Consider the following 23,438-nt stretch of genomic DNA (forward strand, 5'->3'; position numbering starts at 1 on the left):
CGACGCCTGAATGCAGGCATCACACCCCGTGGCGGAGCTGTGACTCGTGGGACGGCGGCCGTCAGGCGTTGATGGTGCCCGCGGCGAGGAGGCCGAAGAGCGCCAGGCCGATCACGATCCGGTAGATCACGAACGCGTTGAAGGAGTGCTTGGCGACGAACTTCAGCAGCCAGGCGATGGAGGCGTAGGCGACCACGAAGGAGACGATCGTGCCGACGGCCAGCGGGGCGGCGCCCACGCCCGCGCCGAGCGCGTCCTTGAGCTCGTAGATGCCGGCGCCGGTCAGGGCCGGGATGCCGAGGAAGAAGGAGAGGCGGGTGGCGGCGACGCGGTCCAGGTCCAGGATGAGCGCGGTGGACATGGTGGCGCCGGAGCGGGAGAAGCCGGGGAAGAGCAGGGCGAGGATCTGCGAGCAGCCGACCAGCATCGCGTCCTTGAAGGAGGTGTCGTCCTCACCGCGCTTGTGGCGGCCCATCTGGTCCGCCGCCCACATCACACCGGAGCCGACGATCAGCGAGCCGGCCACCACCCACAACGAGCCCAGTGGCCCCTCGACGAGCTTCTTGGCGGCGAGGCCGACCACGACGATCGGGATGGTCGCGGCGATCACCCACCAGGCGAACTTGTAGTCGTGGTGGTAGCGCTCGTTCTTGTTGACCAGCCCCCGGCCCCAGGCGGAGACGATGCGCTTGATGTCCTTGAAGAAGTACACGAGCACGGCGGCGATGGCGCCGACCTGGATGACGGCCGAGAACCCGACGACGGACTGGTCGTCGACGGGGATGTTCATGAGCCCCTCGGTGATCTTGAGGTGGCCGGTGGAGGACACGGGAAGGAACTCGGTCACCCCCTCGACTACCCCGAGGACGGCGGCCTGACCGACGGAGATGGCGCTCATGGGATCCAGTTCTGCAGAGTTTGGTCGACAGTGCTGTAGACAGTCTTACAACGGAGGGGTGAGAGGCAAGTCCTAGGCCCAGACGGCCTGGGCGACCGCCACTCCGGCGAAGGCCGCCCCGAGCCCCGCCACGAGGCTCGCGACGACGTTGGCGGCAGCGTAGAGCCCGGCACCGGTCTCGGTCAGCCTCAGCGTCTCGTACGAGAACGTCGAGTACGTCGTCAGCGCCCCGCAGAGCCCGGTGCCGAGGAGCAGCTGGAGGTGCGGGCTCGCCGCTCCCGCCGAGGCGGCGCCGGTCAGCAGGCCCAGGATCAGGCAGCCCGTGACGTTCACCACGAAGGTGCCCCAGGGGAAGACGGAGTCGTGCCTGGCCTGGACGGCCCGGTCGGTGAGATAGCGCAGCGGAGCACCGACGACGGCGCCGAGGACCACCAACAGCCAGTTCACAACGACTTCTTACCCTTCACGTCCGTTTTGCCGGTGTCGTCGGCCCGGCCGACGTACCTGATGACCTCGACGTCGTCCAGGGTCACGAGTCCCTCGGTCACCAGTTCGTCCAGCTGTGGCAGGAACGCCCGGACCCGCTCCTCCGTGTCCACGACGACCACCGCCACCGGCAGGTCCTCGCTCAGGGAGAGCAGCCGGGAGGTGTGGATACGGGAGGAGGCGCCGAAGCCCTCGATGCCCCGGAAGACGCTGGCTCCGGCCAGTCCGGCCGTGTGCGCCCGGTGCACGATCTCCGTGTAGAGGGGCTTGTGGTGCCAGGTGTCGTCCTCGCCGATGTAGACGGTCAGGCGCAGGGCACGGCCGGTCAGTCTCGTCATCGCTGCCTCCGGGTGAGGACACGACGGGTCACGGTCGCGGCGCACCACACCGCCGCGAGGGCCGCGCACAGGGTCGCGGCGAGGTAGGCGAGGCCGGTGCCGGGCCGGCCGTGGTCGACCAGTTTCTGGATGTCGACGGAGTAGGTGGAGAAGGTGGTGAAGCCGCCGAGGACGCCGGTGCCGAAGAAGGGGCGGACCAGGCGGTGCGCCGGGAGTCCCTCGGTGATCAGGACCAGGAACGCGCCGATCACCGCGCAGCCGATGACGTTCGTCCAGAAGGTCGCCCAGGGGAATCCCCCGGCGGCCGTGGGCAGGGCCAGGGCGAGGGCGTAGCGGGCCACGGCCCCGATCGCGCCGCCGGCCGCGACCACCGCGACGACCGGTGCCTGGGCACGCCACTCGGGCCGCCGCTGGGGGCTCGGCTGGACGCGGAGGCTCTCGGCTTCCGGGGCTGTCATGGTCGTACGTCTCCTGTTCGGCACCGCCCCCTGACGGGTGCCTCAGGGTACCGCCGGGCGTACCCGGCGGTCACTTCGCGGTGGGGGCAGCGCAGACCGCGACGCCGGGCTCCCGGACGCTGCCGAGGACTAGGTGGCGGCCGGTCCGGCAGACGCTGGTGACCATGCGGAAGCCGGAGTTGCGGCGGGCCAGGTGGTGGACGACCCGGCCGTGGTCGTCGAGCGCCAGGACGGCGACGGTGCCGACGGGGCGGTAGGGGGCGTGCACGGCGGCCCGGGCGGCCGCCCGGCGGACGGCGAGCGGGGCGCGGTGGAGGAGGTCGAGCGGGGGGTTGCGCGGGCCCGCGAGGGCGACCCAGATGAGGTCGTCCTCGCGCCAGATGTTGTCGGGCATGCCCGGGAGCTCGGCGAAGAACTCCGCACTGCCGGTGCGCGGGCCGGTGAGCCAGTAGCGGGTGAGGCGGTACCCGCCGGTCTCGGCGACGACCAGGAAGGTGCCGTCGCCGCTCACGGTCAGCCCGTTGGCGAACTGGAAGCCCTCCCAGGCCACTTCGGCCGTGCCGGCGCCCGGCGCGAGGCGCAGCAGGCGGCCGGTGCCGCTGTGCTCGACGATGTCGCCGATCCACTGGCCGAGGGGGAAGCGGCGGCTGGCGGCGGTGAAGTACACGGTGCCGTCGGGCAGGGCGACCACGTTGCTCGCGAACCGCAGCGGCTCCCCCTCGACCGTGTCGGCGAGGACGTGGACGGCGCCGTCGGCGAGGCCGACGCGGAGCAGGCCGCGTTCCGCGTCGCAGACCAGCAGGTCGCCGTCGGGGAGGAGGTCGAGCCCGAGCGGGCGGCCGCCGGTGCGGGCGAGCGTGCGGACCCGGGCGGTGTCCGGGTCGCCGAGTCCGTCCAGGCGCAGGATGCGGCCGTCCTCCACGCCGGTCAGGACCCCGCCGTCCGGATCGGTCACCACGTCCTCCGGGCCCCGGCCGCCGATGGCGACGTAGTGGAGGGGGACGAGGCGCGTGGGTCGGTCCATGAGTCCCATGGTGGCAGGCGGAACCGGTCTCACCAGCCCTTCTCGAACATCCGGGCCACTTCGGCGATCCGGATCTCGTCGCGCCGGTAGTAGACGCGGTACCGGATGCGCTTGGTGCGCAGCAGGCCGAGACGGGCGAGCAGGCCCAGATGGGTGCCGGCGACCCTGCGGGAGACCCCGAGCTTGGCGGCGACGGCCCGGACGGTGACGCCGTCCTCGGTGAGGTCGGCGTGGCGCTGGGGCGGGAAGTGGGCCGCCGGATCCTTGAGCCAGTCCAGAATCTCCAGGCGGCTTGCGCTCGTGGGCTTCCTCAGCATCCGACCGGCCTCCGTTCCTGCCTCCTCGCAGTGTGTGTTCCCACTGTCCCGCAGCCGAAGCCCCCACGTCAGGGAGTCGGACGCGTTGTCCGAGATCGAACGGCCGTACGAGATCGGCCGGTCGGGGGCTTGCCCGCGGAGCGGGTTCCGGGCAGCCGAACCGGGACCTGGACCGGCGGCCCCCGCCCCGGACAGGACGGAGGGGCCCGACCGTCCCCTTACGGCCGGGCCCCCGTCAGTGGTGGCTCAGCGGTGGCTGAACCACGCCATGGAGGAGAGCGCCTTGTCGTCGTAGCCGAACAGGGCCTGGTTCTCCCAGCCGTTGCCGGAGGTGGCGTCGGTCGGGTCCCAGCCGTTGCCGGTGACGGCGGTCCAGGTCGCCTCCCAGTAGAAGACGCCGAGGCCACGGCCGTTCGGGACGGCCTCGACGATGTTCGCGACGGAGTTCATCCAGGCCAGCTGGCCGGTGGCGGTGGCCGGGTAGCCGGTGACCAGTTCGCCGCTGGTGTCGATCTGGTTCTCCAGCGAGTCGTCCTGGGCGAGGGTGAACGGGTAGGCGGTCTCGGCGACGAAGACCGGCTTGGAGTAGCGGGAGGCGACGTCGTCCAGGGTGGTCTGGGCGGCGGCCAGCGAGCCGTGCCAGTAGCCGTAGTACGACAGCCCGATCACGTCGTAGTTGATGCCGTAGGTCTTGGCGTTGTCGAACCACCAGCGGACCGTGGCGTCGTCGCCCGCGTTGGCCAGGTGCAGGGCGACCTGGGTGGACGAGGAGACCGCCTTCGCCGCGCTGTAGCCGGAGTTGATGAGGCCGGCGAGCTGGGACCAGTTGTCGGTGGAGCCCTCGGACCAGAGCATGCCGCCGTTGATCTCGTTGCCGATCTGGACCATGTCGGCGGTGGTGCCCTGGGCCTTCAGCGCGTTCAGGACGTCGTACGTGTGGTTGTACACGTCGGTCTTCAGCTGACTGTAGGAGTGGCCGGACCAGGCGGCGGGCTTGGTCTGCTTGCCCGGGTCGGCCCAGGTGTCCGAGTAGTGGAAGTCGACCAGCAGCTTCATGCCGGCCGCCTTGATCCGCTTGGCCATGGCGAGGACATGGGCCTTGTCGTTGTAGCCGTCGGCCGGGTTGACCCAGACCTTCAGGCGCGCGTAGTTCATCCCGGCGTTCTTGAGGATGGTGACCGCGTCCCCGGTGGTGCCGGAACTGGTCTTGTAGACCCCGCCCTTGGCCTCGCTCTTGGCCAGTGACGAGATGTCGGCACCCTTGATCGAAAGGCCTGTCGACCCGGAGGCGAAGGTCAGGTCGTCGACGTTGATCCAGTTGCCCGCGTTGGCGTCCGAGTAGACGCTGATCGTGCACTGGTTGTTGGTGACGGCGATCGAGGTGACGATCCGCACCCAGCTGCTGGTGGAGACCGGCAGGTCGGTCCTCTGGTCCGAACTTCCGCAGTTCTTCAGGGATATGTAGGCGGAGTTCTGCCCGCCGCTGGATCGGGTCCAGGCGGTGAGGGTGTAGGTGCCGTTGGTCAGCCCCGACAGGTACTGGTAGGTCTCCACCTTGTAGGCGGAGGCCGAGTAGTGGCTCAGCCGGTAACTGCCGCTGTGGCCGCCGGACTCGGTGTACGAGGCGCCCGTGTCGCCGTACTCCGACCAGCCGGTGGGCGTGGCCACGCCCGCACCGTCCGACTCGAAGCCGCCGTTGGTGAGGGTGCTCGCCGCCTGGGCGGTCTGCGCGGGGAGGGCGGTGAGGGCGAGCCCGGCCAGGAGCGGCAGCAGCAGGGCTCTGATGGTGCGTCTGGGATGGAACATCATCGTCCGTCGTCCCTTCGACGTGACTGGGGTTGGGGGTGTCCTCCGGTGCGAGCGGAATCCGGTGCGGCCGGAATCCGGGTACGGCCGGAGGAGCGCCCCTCCGCCCGCGGCTCTCGTGGCGCTCACGGACGGAGGGGAGTCTGGGCGGGCGCGGGCACGGCGGCCCCGGGGCCCGCGCCGCGGTTCAGCCGTCGAGTCGTACGACCCGCACGGCGCCCGCCGGGACCGCGAGCCGGCCCGCGGCGCGCTCGCCGGTGAGCAGTTCGGTGCCGTGCGCCTCCAGGGGCACCTTGGCGTCGGTGGCGGTGTGGTTGATCGCGAAGAGGAAGGTGCCGGACCCGCCGGTGCGGCGGACCACCTCGACGTCGCGGGGCAGTTCGGCGCGGGGCGCGATCCGGGCGTCCTCGGCGGCCCAGCCGAGCAGGGCGTCCAGGCCGTGGGCGTCCAGGCGCGTGGACACGTACCAGGCGGTGCCCTCCCCCAGCTGGTGGCGGGTGACGGCCGGGCGGCCGGCGGTGAGGCCGTCGGCATAGGTCCAGACGGTCTCGGCGGCGCCCGGGACGACGAACTCGGTCCACACGTCGCCGGTCAGTTCGGAGCCGTCGGGGCCGGTCAGCCGTACCCGCTGGTCCTTCAGCAGGGGCGAGAACTCCTCGACCGTGAGGCCGAGGGTCTCGCGCAGGGTGCCCGGGTAGGCGCCCTCGTGCACCGCGTCGTGCTCGTCGACGATCCCGGAGAAGTACGAGACGACGAGGGTGCCCCCGTTCGCGACGTACTCGCGGAGGTTGTTCCCGGCCGCCTCCGTCATCAGGTACAGAGCCGGTACGACGACAAGGGGATAGGCCGACAAGTCGCTTTCCGGGTGGGCGAAGTCGACCGTGAGGTGGCGGTCGTAGAGGGCCTCGTAGAAGGCGTCGGCGCGTTCGCGCGGGTCGTGGTCCTCACTGGGGCGCCACTGGAGGTTCTGCGCCCACCAGGACTGCCAGTCCCACAGGACGGCGACGTCGGCCTGGGTGCGGGTGCCCCGGATCTGGCTCAACGAGTCGAGGGAGGCGCCGAGTTCGACGACCTCGCGCCAGACCCGGGTCTCGGTGCCGCCGTGCGGGAGCATCGCGGAGTGGAACTTCTCGGCGCCGCGCCGGGACTGCCGCCACTGGAAGAACAGCGCGCCGTCGGAGCCGCGGGCCACGTGGGCGAGGGAGTTGCGGGCCATCTGGCCGGGGGCCTTGGCGGGGTTGCGGGGCTGCCAGTTGACACCCGACGTGGAGTGTTCGAGCAGCAGCCAGGGGGCGCCGCCGGCGACGGAGCGGGTGAGGTCGGCGGCCATCGCGAGGTTCACGTGGGTGCGGCGGCCGTCGGTGATCAGGTAGTGGTCGTTGGTGACCAGGTCGACCTCGCGGCCCCAGGCCCAGTAGTCCATGGAGTCGCACTGGCTGAGGGCGGTCATGAAGTTGGTGGTCACCGGGACGCCGGGCGAGAGTCGGTGCAGGATGTCCCGCTCGGCGCGGAAGTTCTCGCGGATGGTGGCGTCGACGAACCGCTTGTAGTCGAGGCTCTGCCCCGGGTTCCCCACCGTGGGGGTGACGCGCGGCGGGTTGATCTGCGCCAGGTCGGTGTAGTGCTGGCCCCAGAAGGCGGTGCCCCAGGCCTCGTTGACCGCGTCGACGGTGCCGTAGGCGTCGGCGAGCCAGCGGCGGAAGTGCGCGGCGCAGGAGTCGCAGTAGCAGGCCGAGACGGGGACGCCGTACTCGTTGTGGACGTGCCACAGGGCGAGGGCCGGGTGGTCGCCGTAGCGCTCGGCGAGGCGGGTGGTGATGTTCGCGGCGGCGGCGCGGTAGTCGGCGTTGGAGTGGCAGATGGCGCCGCGGGAGCCGAACTCGTAGCGCACGCCCTCCGCGGTGACCGGCAGGGCCTCGGGGTGGGCGCGGTAGAACCAGGCGGGCGGTGCCACGGTGGGGCTGCCGAGGTCGACGCGGATGCCGTTCTCGTGCAGGAGGTCCAGGACCCGGTCGAGCCAGCCGAAGTCGTACTCCCCCGGGGCCGACTCCAGCAGGGCCCAGGAGAAGATCCCGACGCTCACCATCGTGACCCCGGCCTCGCGCATCAGCCGGACGTCCTCCTGCCAGACGCTTTCCGGCCACTGCTCGGGGTTGTAGTCACCGCCGAAGGCGAGCCTGGTCAGGCCCCTGGGGGTGGTGTCCGGCATGGATCTCTCCCGTTTAATCGATCATTTGGGAACGTTCACACACAACGATCGTGGCGTGAGCCCAACATAACCGCACAGCAACAACCATTGACAAGTGTCCGGGATGTTTCTCTACTGTGAACGCTCACAGAGCATGACACGGACTCGCGACGGGCGATGATCCGGGTCTGAGAACGCTCACACATCTGCATGGCAGGTCCCCGCGACGGGCGGGGGCCCAGGTCAGGGGAGAGATCCATGCCGCACACGAAGCGCCGTCGCCTCGTGACAACCGCCGTCGCCATCTCGCTCGGCGCCACCGCCCTCGCCGCCTGCGGCTCGTCCGACGACGACAGCAAGGCCGACTCCGGTCCGGTCTCACTGACGTACTGGGCCTGGGCGCCCGGTATGGACAAGGTCGTGGACCTGTGGAACAAGGGCGAGGGCAAGAAGGAGCAGATCACCGTCACGGTGAAGAAGCAGGCGTCCGGCGACACGCTGGTCACCAAGATCCTCACCGCGCACAAGGCGAAGAACGGCCCCGACCTGGTGCAGGCCGAGTACCAGGCGCTGCCCACGCTGGTCAGCAACGACGCGGTCGCCGACATATCGAAGAGCGTCGGCGACGCCAGGTCCAAGTTCGCCGACGGGGTCTGGCAGCAGGTCACGCTGGGCACGGACGCGGTGTACGCGGTGCCGCAGGACATCGGCCCGATGATGTTCTACTACCGCGCGGACCTCTTCAAGAAGTACGGCCTCAAGGTACCCACCACCTGGGACGAGTTCGCCCAGGACGCCCGTCAGCTGAAGAAGAAGGCACCCGACCTCGACCTGACCACCTTCTCCGCCAACGACTCCGGCCTCTTCGCGGGCCTCGCCCAGCAGGCCGGCGCCAAGTGGTGGACCACCTCCGGTGACAAGTGGAAGGTCGCCATCGACGACGCGGCCACCCAGAAGGTCGCCTCGTTCTGGGGCGGCCTGGTCAAGGAGGGCGTCATCGACAACCAGCCGATGTACACCCCGGCCTGGAACAAGGCGCTGAACACCGGCAAGCAGATCGCCTGGGTCTCCGCCGTGTGGGCGCCGGGCACGCTGACCACCGCCGCGCCCGACACCAAGGGCAAGTGGGCGATGGCCGCACTCCCCCAGTGGTCCGCGTCCGAGAACGTCACCGGCAGCTGGGGCGGCTCCTCCACCGCTGTCACCACCGACTCCAAGCACCAGGCGGCCGCCGCCAAGTTCGCGGCCTGGCTGAACACCGACGGCGAGGCGCTCAACGCGCTGGCCAAGGAGAGCGGCATCTACCCGGCCGCCACGAACGCCCAGACCAGCGGCGCCTTCGCCAGCTCGCCCGACTACTTCTCGAACCAGTCGGACTTCTACACCAAGGCCGCCGAGATCGCGAAGACCACGGCGCCCTCCGCCTGGGGCCCGAACGTGAACGTCGCCTACTCGTCCTTCAACGACGCGTTCGGCGCCGCCGCGAAGAACAAGTCGGACTTCACCGCCGCCCTGAAGAAGATGCAGGACGACACGGTGGCCGACATGAAGAAGCAGGGCTTCGAGGTCTCTCAGTGACCAGCCCCGCAAGCCGGAGGTCGTACGGGGTCAAGGGGGCCCCGTACGCCTTCCTTCTCCCCGCCACGATCCTCTTCGCCCTGTTCTTCGCGCTGCCCATCGGGTACGCGGTCTGGCTCAGCTTCCGCAAGGTGCACGTCTCCGGTCTCGGCCTGGGCGCCGGCGCCCGCAGCGAGGTCTGGGCCGGCCTGGAGAACTACAAGGACGCCCTCACCGACAACGAGTTCTACGACGGTGCGCTGCGCGTCCTCGGCTACGGCTGCATCGTCGTCCCGGTGATGCTGGGCCTCGCCCTCCTGTTCGCCCTGATGCTCGACTCCGAGCGGGTCCGCCTCGCCCCGTTCACCCGGCTCGCGATCTTCCTGCCGTACGCCATCCCCGGCGTGGTGGCCGCGCTGCTGTGGGGCTTCCTGTACCTGCCGGACGTCAGCCCCTTCTACTACGTGCTCGCGAAGCTGCATCTGCCGCAGCCCGACCTGCTGGACGGCGGCCCGCTGTACCTGGCCCTGTCCAACATCGCGGTCTGGGGCGGCACCGGCTTCAACATGATCGTCATCTACACCTCGCTCCGGGCCATCCCCGCCGAGGTCCACGAGGCGGCGAAGCTGGACGGCGCCACCCCGCTGCAGACCGCGCTCAGGATCAAGATCCCGATGGTCGCGCCCTCGCTGGTGCTGACCTTCTTCTTCTCGATCATCGCGACGCTCCAGGTCTTCAACGAGCCGATGACCATCAAGCCGTTCACCAACTCCGTCAACCTGAGCTGGAGCCCCCTGATGAAGGTGTACCAGGACGCCTTCCGCCGGGGTGACATCTACTCGGCAGCCGCCGAGGCGACCCTGATCGCCATCGCCACGCTGGTGCTGTCCTTCGGGTTCCTGCGGGCCGCGAACCGCCGCAACAAGCAGGAGGCAGCACAGTGAGTTCCCTCGCCGTCCGCAAGGCCGCCCCGGCGGCCGGTACGACGCCCGGCACCGCCCAGGGACCGCCACTGCGCCGCCGTATCGCCCTGATCCCGACGCTCACCCTCCTCCTCGGCGCGGCCTACACACTCCTCCCGGTGGCCTGGGTGGTGATCGCGTCCACCAAGTCCGGCAGCGAACTGTTCTCCACGTTCACCTTCCTGCCCGGCTCCGGCTTCGCCGACAACCTGAAGGACCTCAACGCCTACCGCGACGGCATCTACTGGAAGTGGATGGGCAACTCCGCCCTGTACGCCGGTCTCGGTGCCGTGGTCTCGACGGGCGTGTCGGCGTTCAGCGGCTACGCCCTGGCGACCTACCGCTTCAAAGCCCGCGAGACGATCTTCAACGTGCTGCTCGCCGGCGTGCTGATGCCCCCGGTCATCCTCGCCATCCCGCAGTACCTGCTGCTCGCCAAGGCGAACCTCACGGACTCCTACCTGTCCGTGCTGCTGCCGCAGATCCTCTCCCCGTACGGCGTCTACCTCTCGCGGATCTACGCGGCCGCGGCCGTCCCCTCCGACGTGGTGGAGGCCGGGCGGATGGACGGGGCGAGCGAGTGGCGGATCTTCACGCGCATCGCACTGCCGATGATGATCCCCGGCATGGTGACGGTGTTCCTGTTCCAGTTCGTGGCCGTCTGGAACAACTTCCTGCTGCCGTACATCATGCTCAGCGACGACGAGAAGTTCCCGCTCACGGTCGGTCTGTACACGCTCCTGGAACAGGGCGCCAGCACCCCGGCCCTGTACACCCTGGTGATCACCGGCGCGTTCCTGGCCGTGCTGCCGCTGATCGCGCTCTTCCTGGTCATTCAGCGCTTCTGGAGCCTTGACCTGCTGTCCGGGGCCGTAAAGTCATGACCATGAGCAGCAGTGCGGGGGGCAGGCGCAAACCGCCGACGATCCATGACGTGGCGCGCGAGGCCGGTGTCTCACGGGGCACCGTCTCGCGGGTGCTCAACGGCGGGCACTACGTCAGCCCCGCCGCCGCGGAAGCGGTCAACGACGCCATCCGCAGGACGGGTTACGTCGTGAACCGGCACGCCCGCTCACTGATCACCGGGCGTTCGGACTCGGTCGGCTTCCTGCTGACCGAACCCCAGGAGAGGTTCTTCGAGGACCCCAACTTCAATGTCCTGCTGAGCGGTTGCACGCAGGCGCTGGCGAGCCACGACATCCCGGTGCTGCTGATGCTGGCGGGCACGAAGGACGAGCGGCGGCGGATCACGCGGTACATCACCGCCGGGCACGTCGACGGGGTGCTGCTGGTGTCGAGTCACTCCGGTGACCCGGTCGCGCAGGAACTGCGCGAGGCGGGCGTGCCGCTGGTGGCCTGCGGCAAGCCGATCGGGCTCGGCTCGAAGGTGAGTTACGTGGCCGCCGACGACCGGGACGGCGCCCGTGACATGGTCCATCACCTGCTGTCGCTGGGGCGCCGCCGGATCGGCATGATCACCGGCCCGCTCGACACCCCGGGCGGTGTCGAGCGGCTCGCCGGGTACAAGGAGGTCCTCACCGAGGCGGGCATCGAGATCGACGAGGCGCTCGTGGTGTCCGGGGACTACAGCAAGGCGAGCGGTGAGGCGGGGGCGGAGCGGCTGCTCGCGCAGGCCCCGGACATGGACGCCGTCTTCGTGGCCTCCGACCTGATGGCGCAGGGCGTGCTGGCGGTGCTGCAGCGGGCCGGCAAGCGGGTGCCGGATGACATCGCTGTCGGCGGTTTCGACGACTCCCCGGCGGCCACGGCGGTGACCCCGGCGCTCACCACCATCCGCCAGCCCTGGGACCGGATCAGCACCGAGATGGTCCGCGTGCTGCTCGCCCAGATAGGGGGCGAGGACCCGGCGGCGGTGATCCTGCCGACGGAGCTGGTGCGGCGCGACTCGACGTGAGCGGCGGGCGCGATCCGGGGCGGCGGGGCGCGTTGTCGGGCGGCTGCGGCCGTGTGGGGGCTGGTCGCGCAGTTCCTCCCCCCGCCTTCGGCTGGGGGTACCCCCAGCGCCCCTTCGGGGGCGCTTCAGCAAGCGGTCAGGATTGGAGAAGCCGCGGTGGGCTGCCGCGTCCTAGCGTGGGATCACCGGCCGGAAAGCGCCGGATCCCTTATCGCGAGGAGTGAGATCGCCATGAGCGAAGGCGTGCAGACGATCATCTACCCCGTCAAGGACGCGGCGCGGGCCAAGGCGCTGTTCAGCGCGTTGCTGGGCGTCGAGCCGTATGCCGACGAGCCGTACTACGTCGGGTTCAAGGCGGCGGGGCAGGACGTCGGTCTCGACCCGAACGGGCATGCGCAGGGGCTGACCGGGCCGACGCCGTTCTGGCACGTCACCGATCTGCGGGAGCGGCTGGCGGCCCTGCTGGCGGCGGGAGCGGAGCTCGTCCAGGACGCGCGGGACGTCGGCAACGGCCGGCTGGTGGCCTCGGTGAAGGACGCCGACGGCAACATGGTGGGCCTGCTCCAGGACCCGGTGGCCTGAGGACCGGCCGACTGCTTGCACCCGCACTAGTTGCGCACTCAACAATTGGCCTGATCGGTGTTACGGTGCGGGTATGGCAGTGAAGACGGCCGAGGCCCGGCTCGAGGAACAGTGGCGGGACATCCTGTCGGTGCACGCGCGCACGATGTGCGAGATCGACCGGGCGCTGCATCCGCACGGGCTGGGCGCGAGCGACTTCGAGGTGCTCGACCTGCTCGCCACCGAGACCCCGGCCGAGGGTGACCACTGCCGGGTGCAGAACCTGGTGGGCCGGGTCCACCTGAGCCAGAGCGCGCTCTCCCGGCTGATCGGACGGCTGGAGAAGGACGGCCTGGTGGAGCGGTCGGTCTGCGTCGAGGACCGCCGGGGCGTGTGGGTCGCGCTCACCGCGAAGGGCCGCGCACTGCACGCCGAGGTACGGCCGCTGCAGCGGGCGGTGCTGGGGCGGATGCTCGACGGGACGGACGCCTGAGCCGACTCGGTGAAGCCGGTTGCGGGACCGCGCCCCGCAAGGGGCGCCGCGGGCTACCGGACTCGAACCGGCTCAGACCTTGCGGTCACAATCTCGGAGATTGAAGCGGCTTTCCCAGCTCGCCTTTGCCCGCGGCGGCCGAAAACAGCCTACCGGCGACCTGCAAGTGCCACTGGGCGAATTACGTTGCCCGATGCAGCACTGAGCTCCGCTGGAATTGCCGCGATGCGCCGTCGTTTGTCCGCGGCATCGTCGTGGCCGGTCGCGCAGTTCCTCCCCCAGCCTCCGGCCGGGGGTACCCCCAGCGCCCCTTCGGGGCGCTGCCGCTCAGAGCGCGAACTCGATCCCGTCGGGGAGGACCTCCACCCCCTCCGCGGCCACCTGGGCGCGGGCCCGGGACGTCGGGTCGACCAGGGGGTTGGTGTTGTTGAGGTGGGTGTAGATCCGGCGGGTGCGGGGATGGCGGGCCAGGGCCGCGAGGCTGCCGTGCGCGCCGGAGACCGGGAGGTGGCCCATCGCCGCCTGCCGGGGCCCTGAGCGGACCGTGGTGCCCATCTCGCGGGCGGTGAAGAAGGTGCCGTCCAGCAGCACGCAGTCGGCCTCCGCGCAGAGGTCGTCGAGGACGTCGCTCCACGCGCCGACGCAGGGCGCGTAGAGCAGCACTCCCCCGGTGGCCAGGTCCTCGACGCGGTACGCCGTGACCCAGCGGCCGTCGGCCTCGGCGAGCGCGGCCGGGACGTAGGCCGGGACCTTGGCGCCGACCGGGTGGGCGGTGACCACCAGGCCGCCGGCCAGCACGAAGCCGCCGTCGGCCAGGCTGTCGGCCCACTCCCAGGGGGCGTAGCGGTCGAGGGCGCCCTGGGCGGGGGCCAGCACCGTCCGCACCGGCGGGGCCGCGTACACCTTGAGGTCCGGCGCCCCGCGCAGCACGGTCAGGCCGGTGACGTGGTCGGCCTCGGCGTCGGTGAGCAGCACGCCGCGCACCGGGGTGTCCCGGGGGCCCGGTCCCGGCCACAGCGCGGCCGTGGCCGTGAGCTGGGCGCGGATGTCCGGGGAGGCGTTGAGCAGCCACCAGTCCCGGCCGTTGCCGGTCAGCGCGACGCACTCCTGGGTCCGGGACGGCAGCTTGCCGTCCCGGGCGGCGGCGCACAGCGCGCAGGCGCAGTTCCATTGCGGGAATCCGCCGCCGGCGGCAGTGCCCAGCAGGACGACCCTCACGACGATCCGCCCCTCTCGGTCTCCCCGGCCCCTGCTGGGATCTTCCCTCAGGACGGGCCGCGCTACCCGCGGGAGGGGGGAACTTCCGGCCGTCCTTCGGAAGGCCGCCGGTCCACCGGGCGAAGCGGCGGGATCGGCTCCGACGCGAAGTCACGGCCACCGGTCCACAGCGCGGGTACGGCGTCGCAGCGGCGGCACAGCTCGTAGGCGACCGCTTCGTAGTTGACCCGCCAGCCGTGGAAGTGCGGCCAGGCCTCCGCGGTGCCGCGTTCGGCGTGGAAGCCGGTCTTCTCCAGCATGGTCACGGCCTCCTCAAACTCGCCGTACGTCAGCTCGATGGGGGCGTCCGGGGCCGGGTCGGTGTCGAAGGTCGCCCGTACGGAAGCGGCGATGTCACGGAGCGCGGTGAACCCGGCGCGCAGCACCAGCCGGGCCTCCGGCGGGGCGGTGCGCGGGGCGAGCGCCAGCTGCATGGCGGCCGCGTCCATGACGGCGATCAGACCGACCAGCCAGCTGCGGTAGGGGCGGGGCGAGCGGAACGCCAGCAGCACCGGGTAGGTGGCGTGGCTCTCCCCCATGTCGGCGGCCAGCCGCTCCCAGGACCGGTACAGCTCGGGCAGCGCGGTCTCGGTGTCGACCAGCCACTGCCGGGCGAGGATCTCCGGGCCCCAGGCGGGTTCGCCGGCCCGGGACTGGAGGAGGGTGACCTCCAGTTCGCGGCGGTTGTAGGCGGCGTACAGCGTGGGCAGGTAGGCGATCTGGAGCGCGATGACGACGGGACCGGTGGCGGCGGCCACGAAGTCGAGCGCGGACAGCCGCAGCCGGGCGCCGCTGGCGAACCCGAGGGTGAACAGGCTGGAGCCGGCCTCCCGGAACGCGATGCTCCAGGACAGCGGGGAGAACGCGTACAGCAGCAGGCCGAAGCCGAGGAACGCCCCGCCGAGCCAGGCGGCCAGCATGCCGACCAGCATGAGCGGGGCGAGCCAGGTCTGTGCGCGGTCGATCGCCCGGTAGCCGCCGCGGTGCGCGGTGAAGCAGAGCACGCGGCGCAGGCCCCACCAGAGCCGGTACACCAGCACGGAGTACAGGCCCCGGGGGACCACCAGCGTGCGCAGGATGCTGCGCAGGACCAGGATCAGTACCAGTGCCCCGGCCACCCCGGAGATCCATTCCATGGCGCCATTCTGGCCCGGACGGCGGCCTCCCGGTGACCGGAGCCCTTCGTTCAGCCCGCCGGCCGGGCCAGCAGGGTGCGCACTCCCTCCGAGGTGAGCGTCAGCGCGTGCGCCGAGCTGCCGTCTATGGCGAGCGAGAGGTTGTCCTCGGGCCACTGCGAGGCGAGCGCGCCGAGCGGCACCACGCGGTAGCGGGAGACCGTCGGCAGCAGCCCGGTCAGCTCCCCCTCCGAGGTGAACACGGGGACGACGGGGTCGCCGTCGGGGCGTTCCAGGACGGGCAGGGCGATCATCGCGGGGTCGGCTGTCTCCGCGGCGTCGTCCGGCACCGGGACCAGCACGTCGCTGTGGGCCAGGGTGTCCAGCGCGGCGGGGTCCTCGGCGTTCATGGCCAGCGTGTCGAGCGCCTGCTGGGCCGGCGTCGGGAAGTCGTCGTGTGCGGGTGTCTCCATGGCAGATCCCCAGGTAGCGGTGGTGGTACGGGCCGCGGGTCCGGCAGGGTGCCGGGCGGCCACGGCACGCGTACCCGGTCGGGGCCGGGGCATGCGCCGGTACCGGCAGGACCTTCGCCAGGACCGACAGGGCCTTCGGCGAGGGGTGGTGCGGGGCGGAGTGAGGGGTGGTGCGGAGGCAGTTCCCGGCGGCACGTGCCTCGCGCTCCGTCCCCCGGCATCACTCGTGGCGCGGGCACCGGGGTAGGGGTAGCCGCGGAAGGTGACGGTGTGTGTCCGAACCGTCACCCCTGCGACACGAGAGAAGGAATGCGATGTCGGTCGATACCGGTACGACGCCCGGGGCGGGCGCCGAGGAGCGGGAGCAGCAGAGCCTCGGTACCGCCGCGGCGCGGAATCTCACCACGACGACCAAGTCCGCACCCCAGATGCAGGAGATCAGCTCCCGGTGGCTGACGCGAACGCTGCCGTGGGTGGACGTGCCCGGCGGCACCTACCGCGTCAACCGCAGACTCTCCTACCGGGTCGGCGACGGCCGGGTGACCTTCGTGCAGACCGGCGCGCAGGTCGCGGTGATCCCCGCCGAGCTGGGCGAACTGCCGTTGCTGCGCGGGTTCGAGGACGGCATCGCGCTGCAGGCGCTGGCGGCCCGGTTCGAGCAGCGGGAGTACGAGCCGGGGCAGGTGATCGCGGCGGCCGGCCGCCCGGCCGACCATGTGTATCTGATCGCGCACGGCAAGGTGGAGCAGGTCGGGTCGGGTCCCTACGGCGACGAGGCGGTCGTCGGGCTCCTCGCGGACGGCGACACCTTCGGCGGCCATGTGCTCGCCGGACTCGACGGCGGCTGGGAGTTCACGGCCCGCGCGGCGACGGCCACCACCGTGCTGGCGTTGCCGCACACGGCGTACCTGGAGGTGGCGGACCGGCACGCCGATCTGCGGGCGCACGTCGAGCTGGCGGGGCTGGACGGGCACCGGGAGACGAACGTCTTCGGGGAGGCCGGGATCGCGCTCAGTGCGGGCCACGCCGGCGAGCCGGACATCCCGCACACCTTCGTGGACTACGAGCCGGCGCCGCGCGAGTACGAACTGAGCGTCGCCCAGACCGTGTTGCGCGTCCACACCCGGGTGGCCGACCTCTACAGCCGGCCGATGGACCAGACCGAGCACCAGCTGAAGCTCACCGTGCAGGTGTTGCGGGAGCGCCAGGAGCACGAGCTGGTCAACAACCGGGACTTCGGCCTGCTGCACAACGCCGACCACGGCCAGCGGATCTCCACCCACGCGGGCCCGCCCACCCCCGACGACCTCGACGAACTCCTCGCCATGCGGCGCGACACCACGCACCTGTTCGCCCACCCCCGGGCGATCGCCGCGTTCGGCCGGGAGTGCAACAGTCGCGGCCTGTACTTCGGGAGCGTCGAGCTCGGCGGCCACCATCTCCCGGCCTGGCGGGGCGTCCCGCTGCTGCCCTGCGGGAAGATCCCGGTCACCGCGGCCCGCACCTCGTCCATCATCGCGCTGCGGGCCGGTGAGCAGAACCAGGGCGTGATCGGCCTCCTCCAGACGGGCCTGCCGGACGAGAAGGAGCCGGGCCTGAACGTCCGTTTCATGGGGATCAACGAACAGGCCGTCGCCTCCTACCTGGTCACCGCCTACTACTCGGCCGCCGTCCTGGTCCCGGACGCCCTCGGCATCCTGGAGAACGTGGAGGTGTCCCGCTGGGGCTAGGCGCTCCGCCAGGCGCTCCGCCAGGCGCTCCGCTGGGGGGCCGCGTCGTCGGTCGTCCGGGGCGCCGTCGTGGCTGGTCGCGCAGTTCGCCGCGCCCCTTACGGGGCGCTGCAGCAGCGCGGTTGACTTCATTCGGCGCGCTCAGCCCAGCAGTTCGGCGGTCGTCGTCACCCGGATCAGCGGGCGGTACAGGTCCAGGATGTGCAGCGCCTTCGCGTGGGAGTCGTCGTCCGCGCCAGCGCACGCGTCCGCGGCGACCAGTACCTCGATGCCGGCGTCGGCGGCCGGGAGGGCGGTGGACAGGACGCAGCAGTCGGTGCTGACGCCGGCCAGGGCCAGGCGACCGTGCGGGGCGGCCAGGGCGGCGAGTTCGGGGGTCCACTTGCCGAACGTCGGGGCGTCGAGGACGACTTCGCCCTGCCGTGCGAAGTCGTCCGTCAGGCGCCAGAGTTCGGCGTCCGGGGGCTGGAGCGCGAAGGGCCACTGCTCGTAGTAGGCCTGCCAGGCTCCGGTGGGGTGTGCGGGGGCGACGAAGCGGGTGAAGACCGTGCGGTTCACGAACGCCGGGAGCAGGCGTCGTACGCCCGCCGCCGCCTCGGCGTAGCGCGGGGCGGCCCAGGGGCTCGCGGGGTCGGCGAAGACGTGCTGCATGTCGATGACGGCCAAGAGACCGGGCGAGGTGGTCATACGGTCGTCGCCGGGGCGGTGGCCGGCAGGTTCTCCTGGGTCCGGACCCGGGCGCGGCCCAGGGCCAGGGTGCCGAGGAAGCCGAGTGCCAGGGCGGCCAGGACGCCGAGGTTGGCGTACGCCCAGGCGCCGGACTTGCCGCCGAGGCCGAACGGGTCCAGCAGATAGCCCTGCCAGGTCAGCCAGCTCGCGGCGGTGTTGGTGACCAGGCCCCAGCCGAGGGCGGTGGCGGCCACGGTGAGGAGCAGGGGCAGGAGGGGGACGTCGCCGTAGCGGCCGGCGGGGCGGTAGAGGTCGGTCTCGTCGTAGTCGCGGCGGCGCAGCCCCAGGTCGGCGAGCATGATCCCGCACCAGGCGGAGATCGGCACGCCGAGGGTGGTGAGGAAGCCCATGAACTGGCCGAGGAAGTCGTCGGCGAAGAAGACGATGTAGACCGCGCCGGCGATCATCAGGACGCCGTCGACCAGGGCGGCGAGATAGCGGGGCACGGGCAGACCGGCGGAGAGGAGGGCCAGCCCCGAGGAGTAGATGTCCAGGACCGCGCCGCCGACCAGGCCGAGGACGGCGACGACGGCGAAGGGGACCAGGAACCAGGTGGGGAGGATGGTGGTCAGCGCGCCGATGGGATCGGCCGCGATCGCCTTGTTCAGGGTCTCGGAGGAGCCCGCCAGCAGCAGGCCGAAGACCAGCAGGAGGAGCGGGGCGACGGAGCCGCCGAAGGTGGTCCAGCCGATCACGCCCCGGCCGGAGGAGCCGCGCGGCAGGTAACGCGAGTAGTCGGCGGCCGCGTTGACCCAGCCGAGCCCGAAGCCGGTCATCATGAACACCAGCGCGCCGATGAACTCCTGGGCGGAGCCGGACGGGATCGCGCTCACCGCCGCCCAGTGGATGTGGTCGGCGACGAGGACGACGTAGACGACGGTGAGGACGCCGGTCACCACCGTGATCACGGTCTGCAGCCGCATGATCAGGTCGAAGCCCATCACCCCGCCGACCACGGTCAGCGCGCAGACCACGATCAGCGCGACCACCTCGGTCTCGGTGCCGCCGCCCCAGCCGAGCCGGGTGAAGACGGTCGCGGTGGCCATGGTGGCGAGGGCGATCAGGACGGTCTCCCAGCCGACGGTGAGCACCCAGGAGACGACCGACGGCAGCCGGTTGCCCCGGACTCCGTACGCGGCCCGGCTGAGCACCATGGTCGGCGCCGAGCCCCGCTTCCCGGCGACCGCGATGAAGCCGCAGAGCAGGAAGGAGACGAGGATGCCGAGGACGCCGGCGGCGAGCGCCTGCCAGAAGGAGATGCCGAAGCCGAGCGCGAAGGCGCCGTAACTCATCCCGAGGACGGAGACGTTCGCGCCGAACCAGGGCCAGAAGAGGGTGCGCGGGGTGCCCTTGCGGTCGGCGTCGCCGATCACGTCGAGCCCGTGGGTCTCGACCTGGAGCTGCCTGCCTGGTTCCCGTGTGTCCGCCATCGTCGGCCCATCTGTCCAGGTGTGTTGGCTGGAGGCTAGGTCGGCCGCAGGCAGGGGGTCAAGGACAAACGATCAGCCGGGACCGGCGCAGCCGGCCCACTCCGATTTGACACCTCCCATGATCCACTCCAATCTGTGCTCATGAAATCCATTTTCAACAAGTGGGGCGGCTAGCCATGCGAGTCGCCTTCGTCGGCAAGGGCGGCAGCGGCAAGACGACGCTGTCGGCCCTCTTCACCCGTCACCTGGCACGGTCCGGCGCACCCGTCGTCGCGATCGACGGTGACATCAACCAGCACCTGGCCCATGCCCTCGGCCTGGCCGAGGACGAACTGTTCGCGGCGCCGCCGCTGAGCGCACGGGCCGGTGAGATCAAGGACTACCTGCGCGGCACCAACCCCCGGATCGCGTCCCGGGAGGCCATGGTCAAGACGACACCGCCGGGGCACGGCTCGCGGCTGCTGAGGCTGCTGGGCGACGACGAGGTGCACTCCCGTCACGTCCAGGAGGTCGGCGGGGTGCCGCTGATGGTCACCGGGGCGTTCGCCGGGAGCGACCTCGGGGTGTCCTGCTACCACTCCAAACTCGGCGCGGTGGAGCTCTACCTCAACCACCTGGTGGACGGCCCCGGCGAGTACGTGGTCGTCGACATGACCGCGGGCGCCGACGCCTTCGCCTCCGGTCTCTTCACCCGCTTCGACATGACCTTCCTGGTGGTCGAACCGACCCGAAAGAGCCTGTCCGTGTACCACCAGTACCGGGACCACGCGGCAGAGTTCGGGATTCCGGTCGCCGTGGTCGGCAACAAGGTGACCGGCGCCGACGACCTCGCCTTCCTGCGCGAGCGGGTGGGCGCGGACCTGCTGGCCCACTGCGAGCTGTCGCCGCACGTCCGCGCCCAGGAACAGGGGCGTGGCAGCGGTGCGCTGGAGCCGCACAACTCCCGGGCCCTGGACCGGCTGCGGGCCGCGGTGGACGCGCGCCACAAGGACTGGGACGCCTTCCAGCGGCACGCCGTGGAGTTCCATCTGCGCAACGCCGCCGCCTGGGCCGACGCGGCGACGGGCCAGGACCTGGCCGCCCAGGTCGATCCGGACTTCCGGCACGGCCCGGCGGCACTGCCCGCCTTCGCCTGAGACACCGATCCGCTCTCTCCCTCTTTCAGCAACTCATCCTCAGAGAACAGGACACCGTCACATGTCGCTCGACGTCTCCCCACAGCTCCTCGCCGAAGCCGAGAACGGCGCGGTGCGGGAGGAGGACTTCATCGCAACCGTCCGTACCTCACTGCCGTACGCGTACGAACTCGTCGCCCGGCTGGCCGCCGAACTCCGCGGTGGCACCGCCGAGTTCGCCGACAACCGGACCCCGCCGCCCTCGGAGCGGGAGCGCGGACAGCTGCTGCGGGCGCTGTCCTCCGACGCGATCCGGGGCAGCCTGGAACGGCACTTCGGGGTGGCCCTCGCCTTCCAGAACTGCCACCGGGTCGCGGTGTTCCCGCCCGGCGCGCGGGGCGGCGAGACGCACACCCGCTTCACCTCGACGCGCGCGCAGATCCTCAACCAGTCGCCGGAGTTCCGCGACTGCTGAGGTCCCGCCGGGCGGCCCCACGAAGGCCGCCCGGCAGCGCGGTGCACCGCTTCACGCACCGACCTCGGCGGCGCGGAATCCGTCGGCCCGCAGGCTCCGGGAGACCGCGTCGGCCGCCGCCCGGACCTGCGGGGCGAGTCTGAGCGGCTGGACGGCCTCGACTCGACCGAACACGCCCACGGCGGCTATCACGGCCCCGCGGGAGTCGCGCACCGCCATCCCGAAGCCGTCGCGCTCCTCGGTGAGCGTGCCGCGCATGACGGCGTGCCCCTCACGGCGCACCTTCGTCAGGGAGCGCTCCAGCAGGGCGCCGTCGGTGACGGTGTTCGGCGTGTAGGCCTTCAGCGGACCGGCGCACACCTCCTTCCGTACGGATTCGCTCGCGTGGGCGAGCAGGACCAGGCCGACCGCGGTGGCGTGCAGTGGCAGGCGCCGGCCGGTGTCGCCCCAGCGGCCGGAGAACTCCGCGTCGCAGGAGACGAAGCCGAGGCAGACGCCCTCGGCTCCGTCCCGGATCGCGAGGATGGCGGCGGCCGAGGACTGCGACTGCAGGGTGACCAGGTGCGGCAGTGCACGCTCGGCCAGGGTCGCGGCGCGCGGCGCCAGGGAGCCCGTCTCCCACAGGCGCAGTCCGATGCTGTACGCGCCGTCGGCGGACCGTTCGAGAGCGCCCCAGAGCTGGAGCTTGTTGACGATGCGGTGAACGGTGGCGACGGGCAGCCCGGCCCTGCGGCTGATGTCGCTCAGCGACAGGGTCCGGTTGTCCTTGTCGAAGGCGCCGAGGATGCTGAGCGTCCGGTCGACGACCGAGCGCTCCGGTACGGCGGAGTGGGGAGTGGTCATCCCGATCAGTTCCCTTCACCTTCACGTCGTGGGTGCTCGCTGACTCCTGCGTGCACCAAGGGTGATCTGACATCGGGCGGCCGCCTCTATCATTGAAGCGTCAAGTGGCCAGCGAAAGGTCGATTCCGGAACGTTCATGGTTGATTTCGCATCGTTACCGATCCCCGTCATCCGGTACACCCCTGTCGGCCGCCCGGGCCTCGGTATCGCGATGACGACCGTGCGCGCACTGCACGCCGAGGTTCCCCCGGACCTGCTCGCCGGCCCGCACCGGCTGGCCTTCCACCAGATCGTGCTGATCACACAGGGATCGGGGGCGTACAGCGTGGACTCCACCCGCTTCCGCTCCAGCCCGGGCACGCTGCTGTGGACCCGGCCCAATCAGGTGGTGCAGGCCTTCTGCGACCCCGGGCTGGACGGCGACATCATCATGTTCACCGAGTCGTTCCCGCTCCAGATGAGCCCCCGGATGGGGATGCTCGACGATGTGCTGCGTCCCTCGCACTGGGTGCTCACCGATCACGAACTCCCGCCTTTACGACGTGTTCTGAGTCTCCTTCAGGAAGAGTTCGAGCGGCCCGACCGGGGCCTCGGCGAGGAATTGCTGAAGCATCTGCTGGCCGTCGTCCTGCTCCATGTCGACCAGGTCTGCCGCCACCGTCACGCGGACGGCGAGGACGGCGCCCCGAGCGGGGAGGCCGGCGAGCTGTTCACGCGATTCCGCCGCGAACTGGACCGTTCCTACAGCTCCACCCGGCTGGTCGAGGACTACGCGGACGCCCTGAACTGCAGTCCCCGCGCCCTGGCCCGGGCCTGCCGCGCCTTCGCCGGCACCTCCACGAAGGACCTGATCGACGCCCGGGTCGCGCTGGAGGCCCGCCGGCTCCTGGTCCACACGGACCTGCCGATCAGCGCCATCGCCCGGCAGCTCGGCTTCTCCGAGGTGACCAATTTCGGGAAGTTCTTCACCCGGCGGGTGGATATGACACCGGGTGCGTTCCGTCGTGAGGCAAAGGCCCGCAGTCAACCGTAAGGTGCCGTCACGAAGCGGCATTTCACCTTCCAGTCACTTAATCCGCCACCAGGTAGACGCCTGTCAACCCGGATTTCTTTCCACTCTCTGGAAGAGCTGTTGTTCAGGATTCCGATAGCTGGCAAGACTGTGGCCTGCGTGCTTCGGGCGGCCACTCCGAAGTCTTCGCCGGGCTCGCGGGACCGCACCCCCGCCCACGCGACGCAGCACCCCACCGAACCGGAGCTCGCCGAAG

The 23,438-nt window shown here is 71.0% G+C and carries 24 protein-coding genes and 1 tRNA gene; 10 read left to right on the plus strand and 15 right to left on the minus strand.

The annotated features are described in order from the left end of the window. Positions 1 to 61: 61 nt before the first annotated feature. The 8 genes from ACFWPQ_RS00570 to ACFWPQ_RS00605 all read right to left on the minus strand — a co-directional run bounded on the left by ACFWPQ_RS00570 (position 62) and on the right by ACFWPQ_RS00605 (position 7,536). Positions 62 to 898: an undecaprenyl-diphosphate phosphatase gene (locus ACFWPQ_RS00570; RefSeq protein ID WP_361282171.1), complete on the minus strand. Its 837-nt coding sequence runs from the start codon at positions 896 to 898 to the stop codon at positions 62 to 64. Between the two features lie 72 nt (positions 899 to 970). Then, positions 971 to 1,345, minus strand: a complete 375-nt coding sequence (crcB, locus tag ACFWPQ_RS00575; RefSeq protein WP_361282169.1) for a fluoride efflux transporter CrcB — start codon at positions 1,343 to 1,345, stop codon at positions 971 to 973. Next, entirely contained in the window at positions 1,342 to 1,722 is a 381-nt protein-coding gene (locus tag ACFWPQ_RS00580; protein WP_361282167.1) for a DUF190 domain-containing protein, read from the minus strand. The genes crcB (ACFWPQ_RS00575) and ACFWPQ_RS00580 overlap by 4 nt, the downstream gene beginning before the upstream one ends. After that, positions 1,719 to 2,180 (minus strand): fluoride efflux transporter CrcB, encoded by a 462-nt coding sequence (gene crcB, locus ACFWPQ_RS00585; RefSeq protein WP_384028430.1) that lies wholly within the window; start codon positions 2,178 to 2,180, stop codon positions 1,719 to 1,721. Before crcB (ACFWPQ_RS00585) ends, ACFWPQ_RS00580 begins: the two co-directional genes overlap by 4 nt. 70 nt (positions 2,181 to 2,250) lie before the next feature. Continuing rightward, positions 2,251 to 3,204 carry an SMP-30/gluconolactonase/LRE family protein gene (locus ACFWPQ_RS00590; RefSeq protein ID WP_384028432.1) on the minus strand — a complete coding sequence of 318 codons (954 nt, stop codon included), beginning with the start codon at positions 3,202 to 3,204 and terminating at the stop codon, positions 2,251 to 2,253. 29 nt (positions 3,205 to 3,233) lie between these two features. After that, positions 3,234 to 3,521, minus strand: a complete 288-nt coding sequence (locus ACFWPQ_RS00595; protein WP_384028434.1) for an ArsR family transcriptional regulator — start codon at positions 3,519 to 3,521, stop codon at positions 3,234 to 3,236. 246 nt (positions 3,522 to 3,767) lie between these two features. Continuing rightward, complete coding sequence (locus ACFWPQ_RS00600) at positions 3,768 to 5,327, minus strand: glycosyl hydrolase 53 family protein (RefSeq protein ID WP_384029313.1); 1,560 nt, start codon at positions 5,325 to 5,327, stop codon at positions 3,768 to 3,770. A gap of 187 nt (positions 5,328 to 5,514) precedes the next feature. Beyond that, positions 5,515 to 7,536 (minus strand): beta-galactosidase, encoded by a 2,022-nt coding sequence (locus tag ACFWPQ_RS00605; protein ID WP_384028436.1) that lies wholly within the window; start codon positions 7,534 to 7,536, stop codon positions 5,515 to 5,517. Positions 7,537 to 7,773: 237 nt separating this feature from the next. On the opposite strand from ACFWPQ_RS00605, the gene ACFWPQ_RS00610 reads away from it, so the two are divergent. The 6 genes from ACFWPQ_RS00610 to ACFWPQ_RS00635 all read left to right on the plus strand — a co-directional run bounded on the left by ACFWPQ_RS00610 (position 7,774) and on the right by ACFWPQ_RS00635 (position 13,003). Then, positions 7,774 to 9,093, plus strand: coding sequence for an ABC transporter substrate-binding protein (locus ACFWPQ_RS00610; protein ID WP_384028438.1), 1,320 nt, complete (start codon positions 7,774 to 7,776; stop codon positions 9,091 to 9,093). Beyond that, complete coding sequence (locus tag ACFWPQ_RS00615; protein WP_384028440.1) at positions 9,090 to 10,016, plus strand: carbohydrate ABC transporter permease; 927 nt, start codon at positions 9,090 to 9,092, stop codon at positions 10,014 to 10,016. Before ACFWPQ_RS00610 ends, ACFWPQ_RS00615 begins: the two co-directional genes overlap by 4 nt. Beyond that, positions 10,013 to 10,918: a carbohydrate ABC transporter permease gene (locus ACFWPQ_RS00620; protein ID WP_384028442.1), complete on the plus strand. Its 906-nt coding sequence runs from the start codon at positions 10,013 to 10,015 to the stop codon at positions 10,916 to 10,918. The genes ACFWPQ_RS00615 and ACFWPQ_RS00620 overlap by 4 nt, the downstream gene beginning before the upstream one ends. Further along, on the plus strand, positions 10,915 to 11,949 hold the full coding sequence (locus tag ACFWPQ_RS00625; protein ID WP_384028444.1) for a LacI family DNA-binding transcriptional regulator: 1,035 nt from the start codon (positions 10,915 to 10,917) through the stop codon (positions 11,947 to 11,949). Before ACFWPQ_RS00620 ends, ACFWPQ_RS00625 begins: the two co-directional genes overlap by 4 nt. 231 nt (positions 11,950 to 12,180) lie before the next feature. Beyond that, positions 12,181 to 12,531, plus strand: coding sequence for a VOC family protein (locus tag ACFWPQ_RS00630; protein WP_384028446.1), 351 nt, complete (start codon positions 12,181 to 12,183; stop codon positions 12,529 to 12,531). 73 nt (positions 12,532 to 12,604) lie between these two features. Further along, positions 12,605 to 13,003 carry a MarR family transcriptional regulator gene (locus ACFWPQ_RS00635; RefSeq protein ID WP_361282148.1) on the plus strand — a complete coding sequence of 133 codons (399 nt, stop codon included), beginning with the start codon at positions 12,605 to 12,607 and terminating at the stop codon, positions 13,001 to 13,003. 47 nt (positions 13,004 to 13,050) lie between these two features. On the opposite strand, the gene ACFWPQ_RS00640 is transcribed toward ACFWPQ_RS00635, so the two are convergent. The 4 genes from ACFWPQ_RS00640 to ACFWPQ_RS00655 all read right to left on the minus strand — a co-directional run bounded on the left by ACFWPQ_RS00640 (position 13,051) and on the right by ACFWPQ_RS00655 (position 15,848). Then, positions 13,051 to 13,136, minus strand: a tRNA-Arg gene (locus tag ACFWPQ_RS00640). 194 nt (positions 13,137 to 13,330) lie between these two features. Then, entirely contained in the window at positions 13,331 to 14,221 is an 891-nt protein-coding gene (gene pqqB / locus ACFWPQ_RS00645; protein WP_384028448.1) for a pyrroloquinoline quinone biosynthesis protein PqqB, read from the minus strand. A gap of 62 nt (positions 14,222 to 14,283) precedes the next feature. Further along, positions 14,284 to 15,396: a hypothetical protein gene (locus ACFWPQ_RS00650; protein WP_384028450.1), complete on the minus strand. Its 1,113-nt coding sequence runs from the start codon at positions 15,394 to 15,396 to the stop codon at positions 14,284 to 14,286. 50 nt (positions 15,397 to 15,446) lie between these two features. Continuing rightward, positions 15,447 to 15,848: an SseB family protein gene (locus ACFWPQ_RS00655; RefSeq protein WP_384028452.1), complete on the minus strand. Its 402-nt coding sequence runs from the start codon at positions 15,846 to 15,848 to the stop codon at positions 15,447 to 15,449. Between the two features lie 314 nt (positions 15,849 to 16,162). Here ACFWPQ_RS00655 and ACFWPQ_RS00660 point away from each other — a divergent pair, with 314 nt between their 5' ends. Further along, complete coding sequence (locus tag ACFWPQ_RS00660) at positions 16,163 to 17,578, plus strand: family 2B encapsulin nanocompartment shell protein (RefSeq protein WP_384028454.1); 1,416 nt, start codon at positions 16,163 to 16,165, stop codon at positions 17,576 to 17,578. 141 nt (positions 17,579 to 17,719) lie between these two features. Here ACFWPQ_RS00660 and ACFWPQ_RS00665 read toward each other — a convergent pair whose 3' ends face one another. After that, positions 17,720 to 18,265, minus strand: a complete 546-nt coding sequence (locus tag ACFWPQ_RS00665) for a cysteine hydrolase family protein (RefSeq protein WP_384028456.1) — start codon at positions 18,263 to 18,265, stop codon at positions 17,720 to 17,722. Continuing rightward, positions 18,262 to 19,737, minus strand: a complete 1,476-nt coding sequence (locus ACFWPQ_RS00670; RefSeq protein WP_384028458.1) for a purine-cytosine permease family protein — start codon at positions 19,735 to 19,737, stop codon at positions 18,262 to 18,264. The genes ACFWPQ_RS00665 and ACFWPQ_RS00670 overlap by 4 nt, the downstream gene beginning before the upstream one ends. 176 nt (positions 19,738 to 19,913) lie before the next feature. Here ACFWPQ_RS00670 and ACFWPQ_RS00675 point away from each other — a divergent pair, with 176 nt between their 5' ends. Both ACFWPQ_RS00675 and ACFWPQ_RS00680 read left to right on the plus strand, forming a co-directional pair. Then, the gene (locus ACFWPQ_RS00675; RefSeq protein WP_384028460.1) at positions 19,914 to 20,873 is read left to right on the plus strand and encodes an ATP-binding protein; all 960 of its coding nucleotides are present in this window, start codon (positions 19,914 to 19,916) and stop codon (positions 20,871 to 20,873) included. Between the two features lie 61 nt (positions 20,874 to 20,934). Next, a complete protein-coding gene (locus ACFWPQ_RS00680) occupies positions 20,935 to 21,327 on the plus strand; it encodes an SCO5389 family protein (RefSeq protein WP_384028462.1) in 393 nt (130 codons plus the stop codon). A gap of 51 nt (positions 21,328 to 21,378) precedes the next feature. On the opposite strand, the gene ACFWPQ_RS00685 is transcribed toward ACFWPQ_RS00680, so the two are convergent. After that, entirely contained in the window at positions 21,379 to 22,170 is a 792-nt protein-coding gene (locus tag ACFWPQ_RS00685; protein ID WP_384028464.1) for an IclR family transcriptional regulator, read from the minus strand. 211 nt (positions 22,171 to 22,381) lie between these two features. Between ACFWPQ_RS00685 and ACFWPQ_RS00690 the strand changes: the two genes are divergently transcribed. Continuing rightward, on the plus strand, positions 22,382 to 23,203 hold the full coding sequence (locus ACFWPQ_RS00690; RefSeq protein WP_384028466.1) for an AraC family transcriptional regulator: 822 nt from the start codon (positions 22,382 to 22,384) through the stop codon (positions 23,201 to 23,203). Positions 23,204 to 23,438 lie beyond the last annotated feature (235 nt).

Source organism: Streptomyces sp. NPDC058464, assembly GCF_042721035.1.
Lineage (GTDB): Bacteria > Actinomycetota > Actinomycetes > Streptomycetales > Streptomycetaceae > Streptomyces.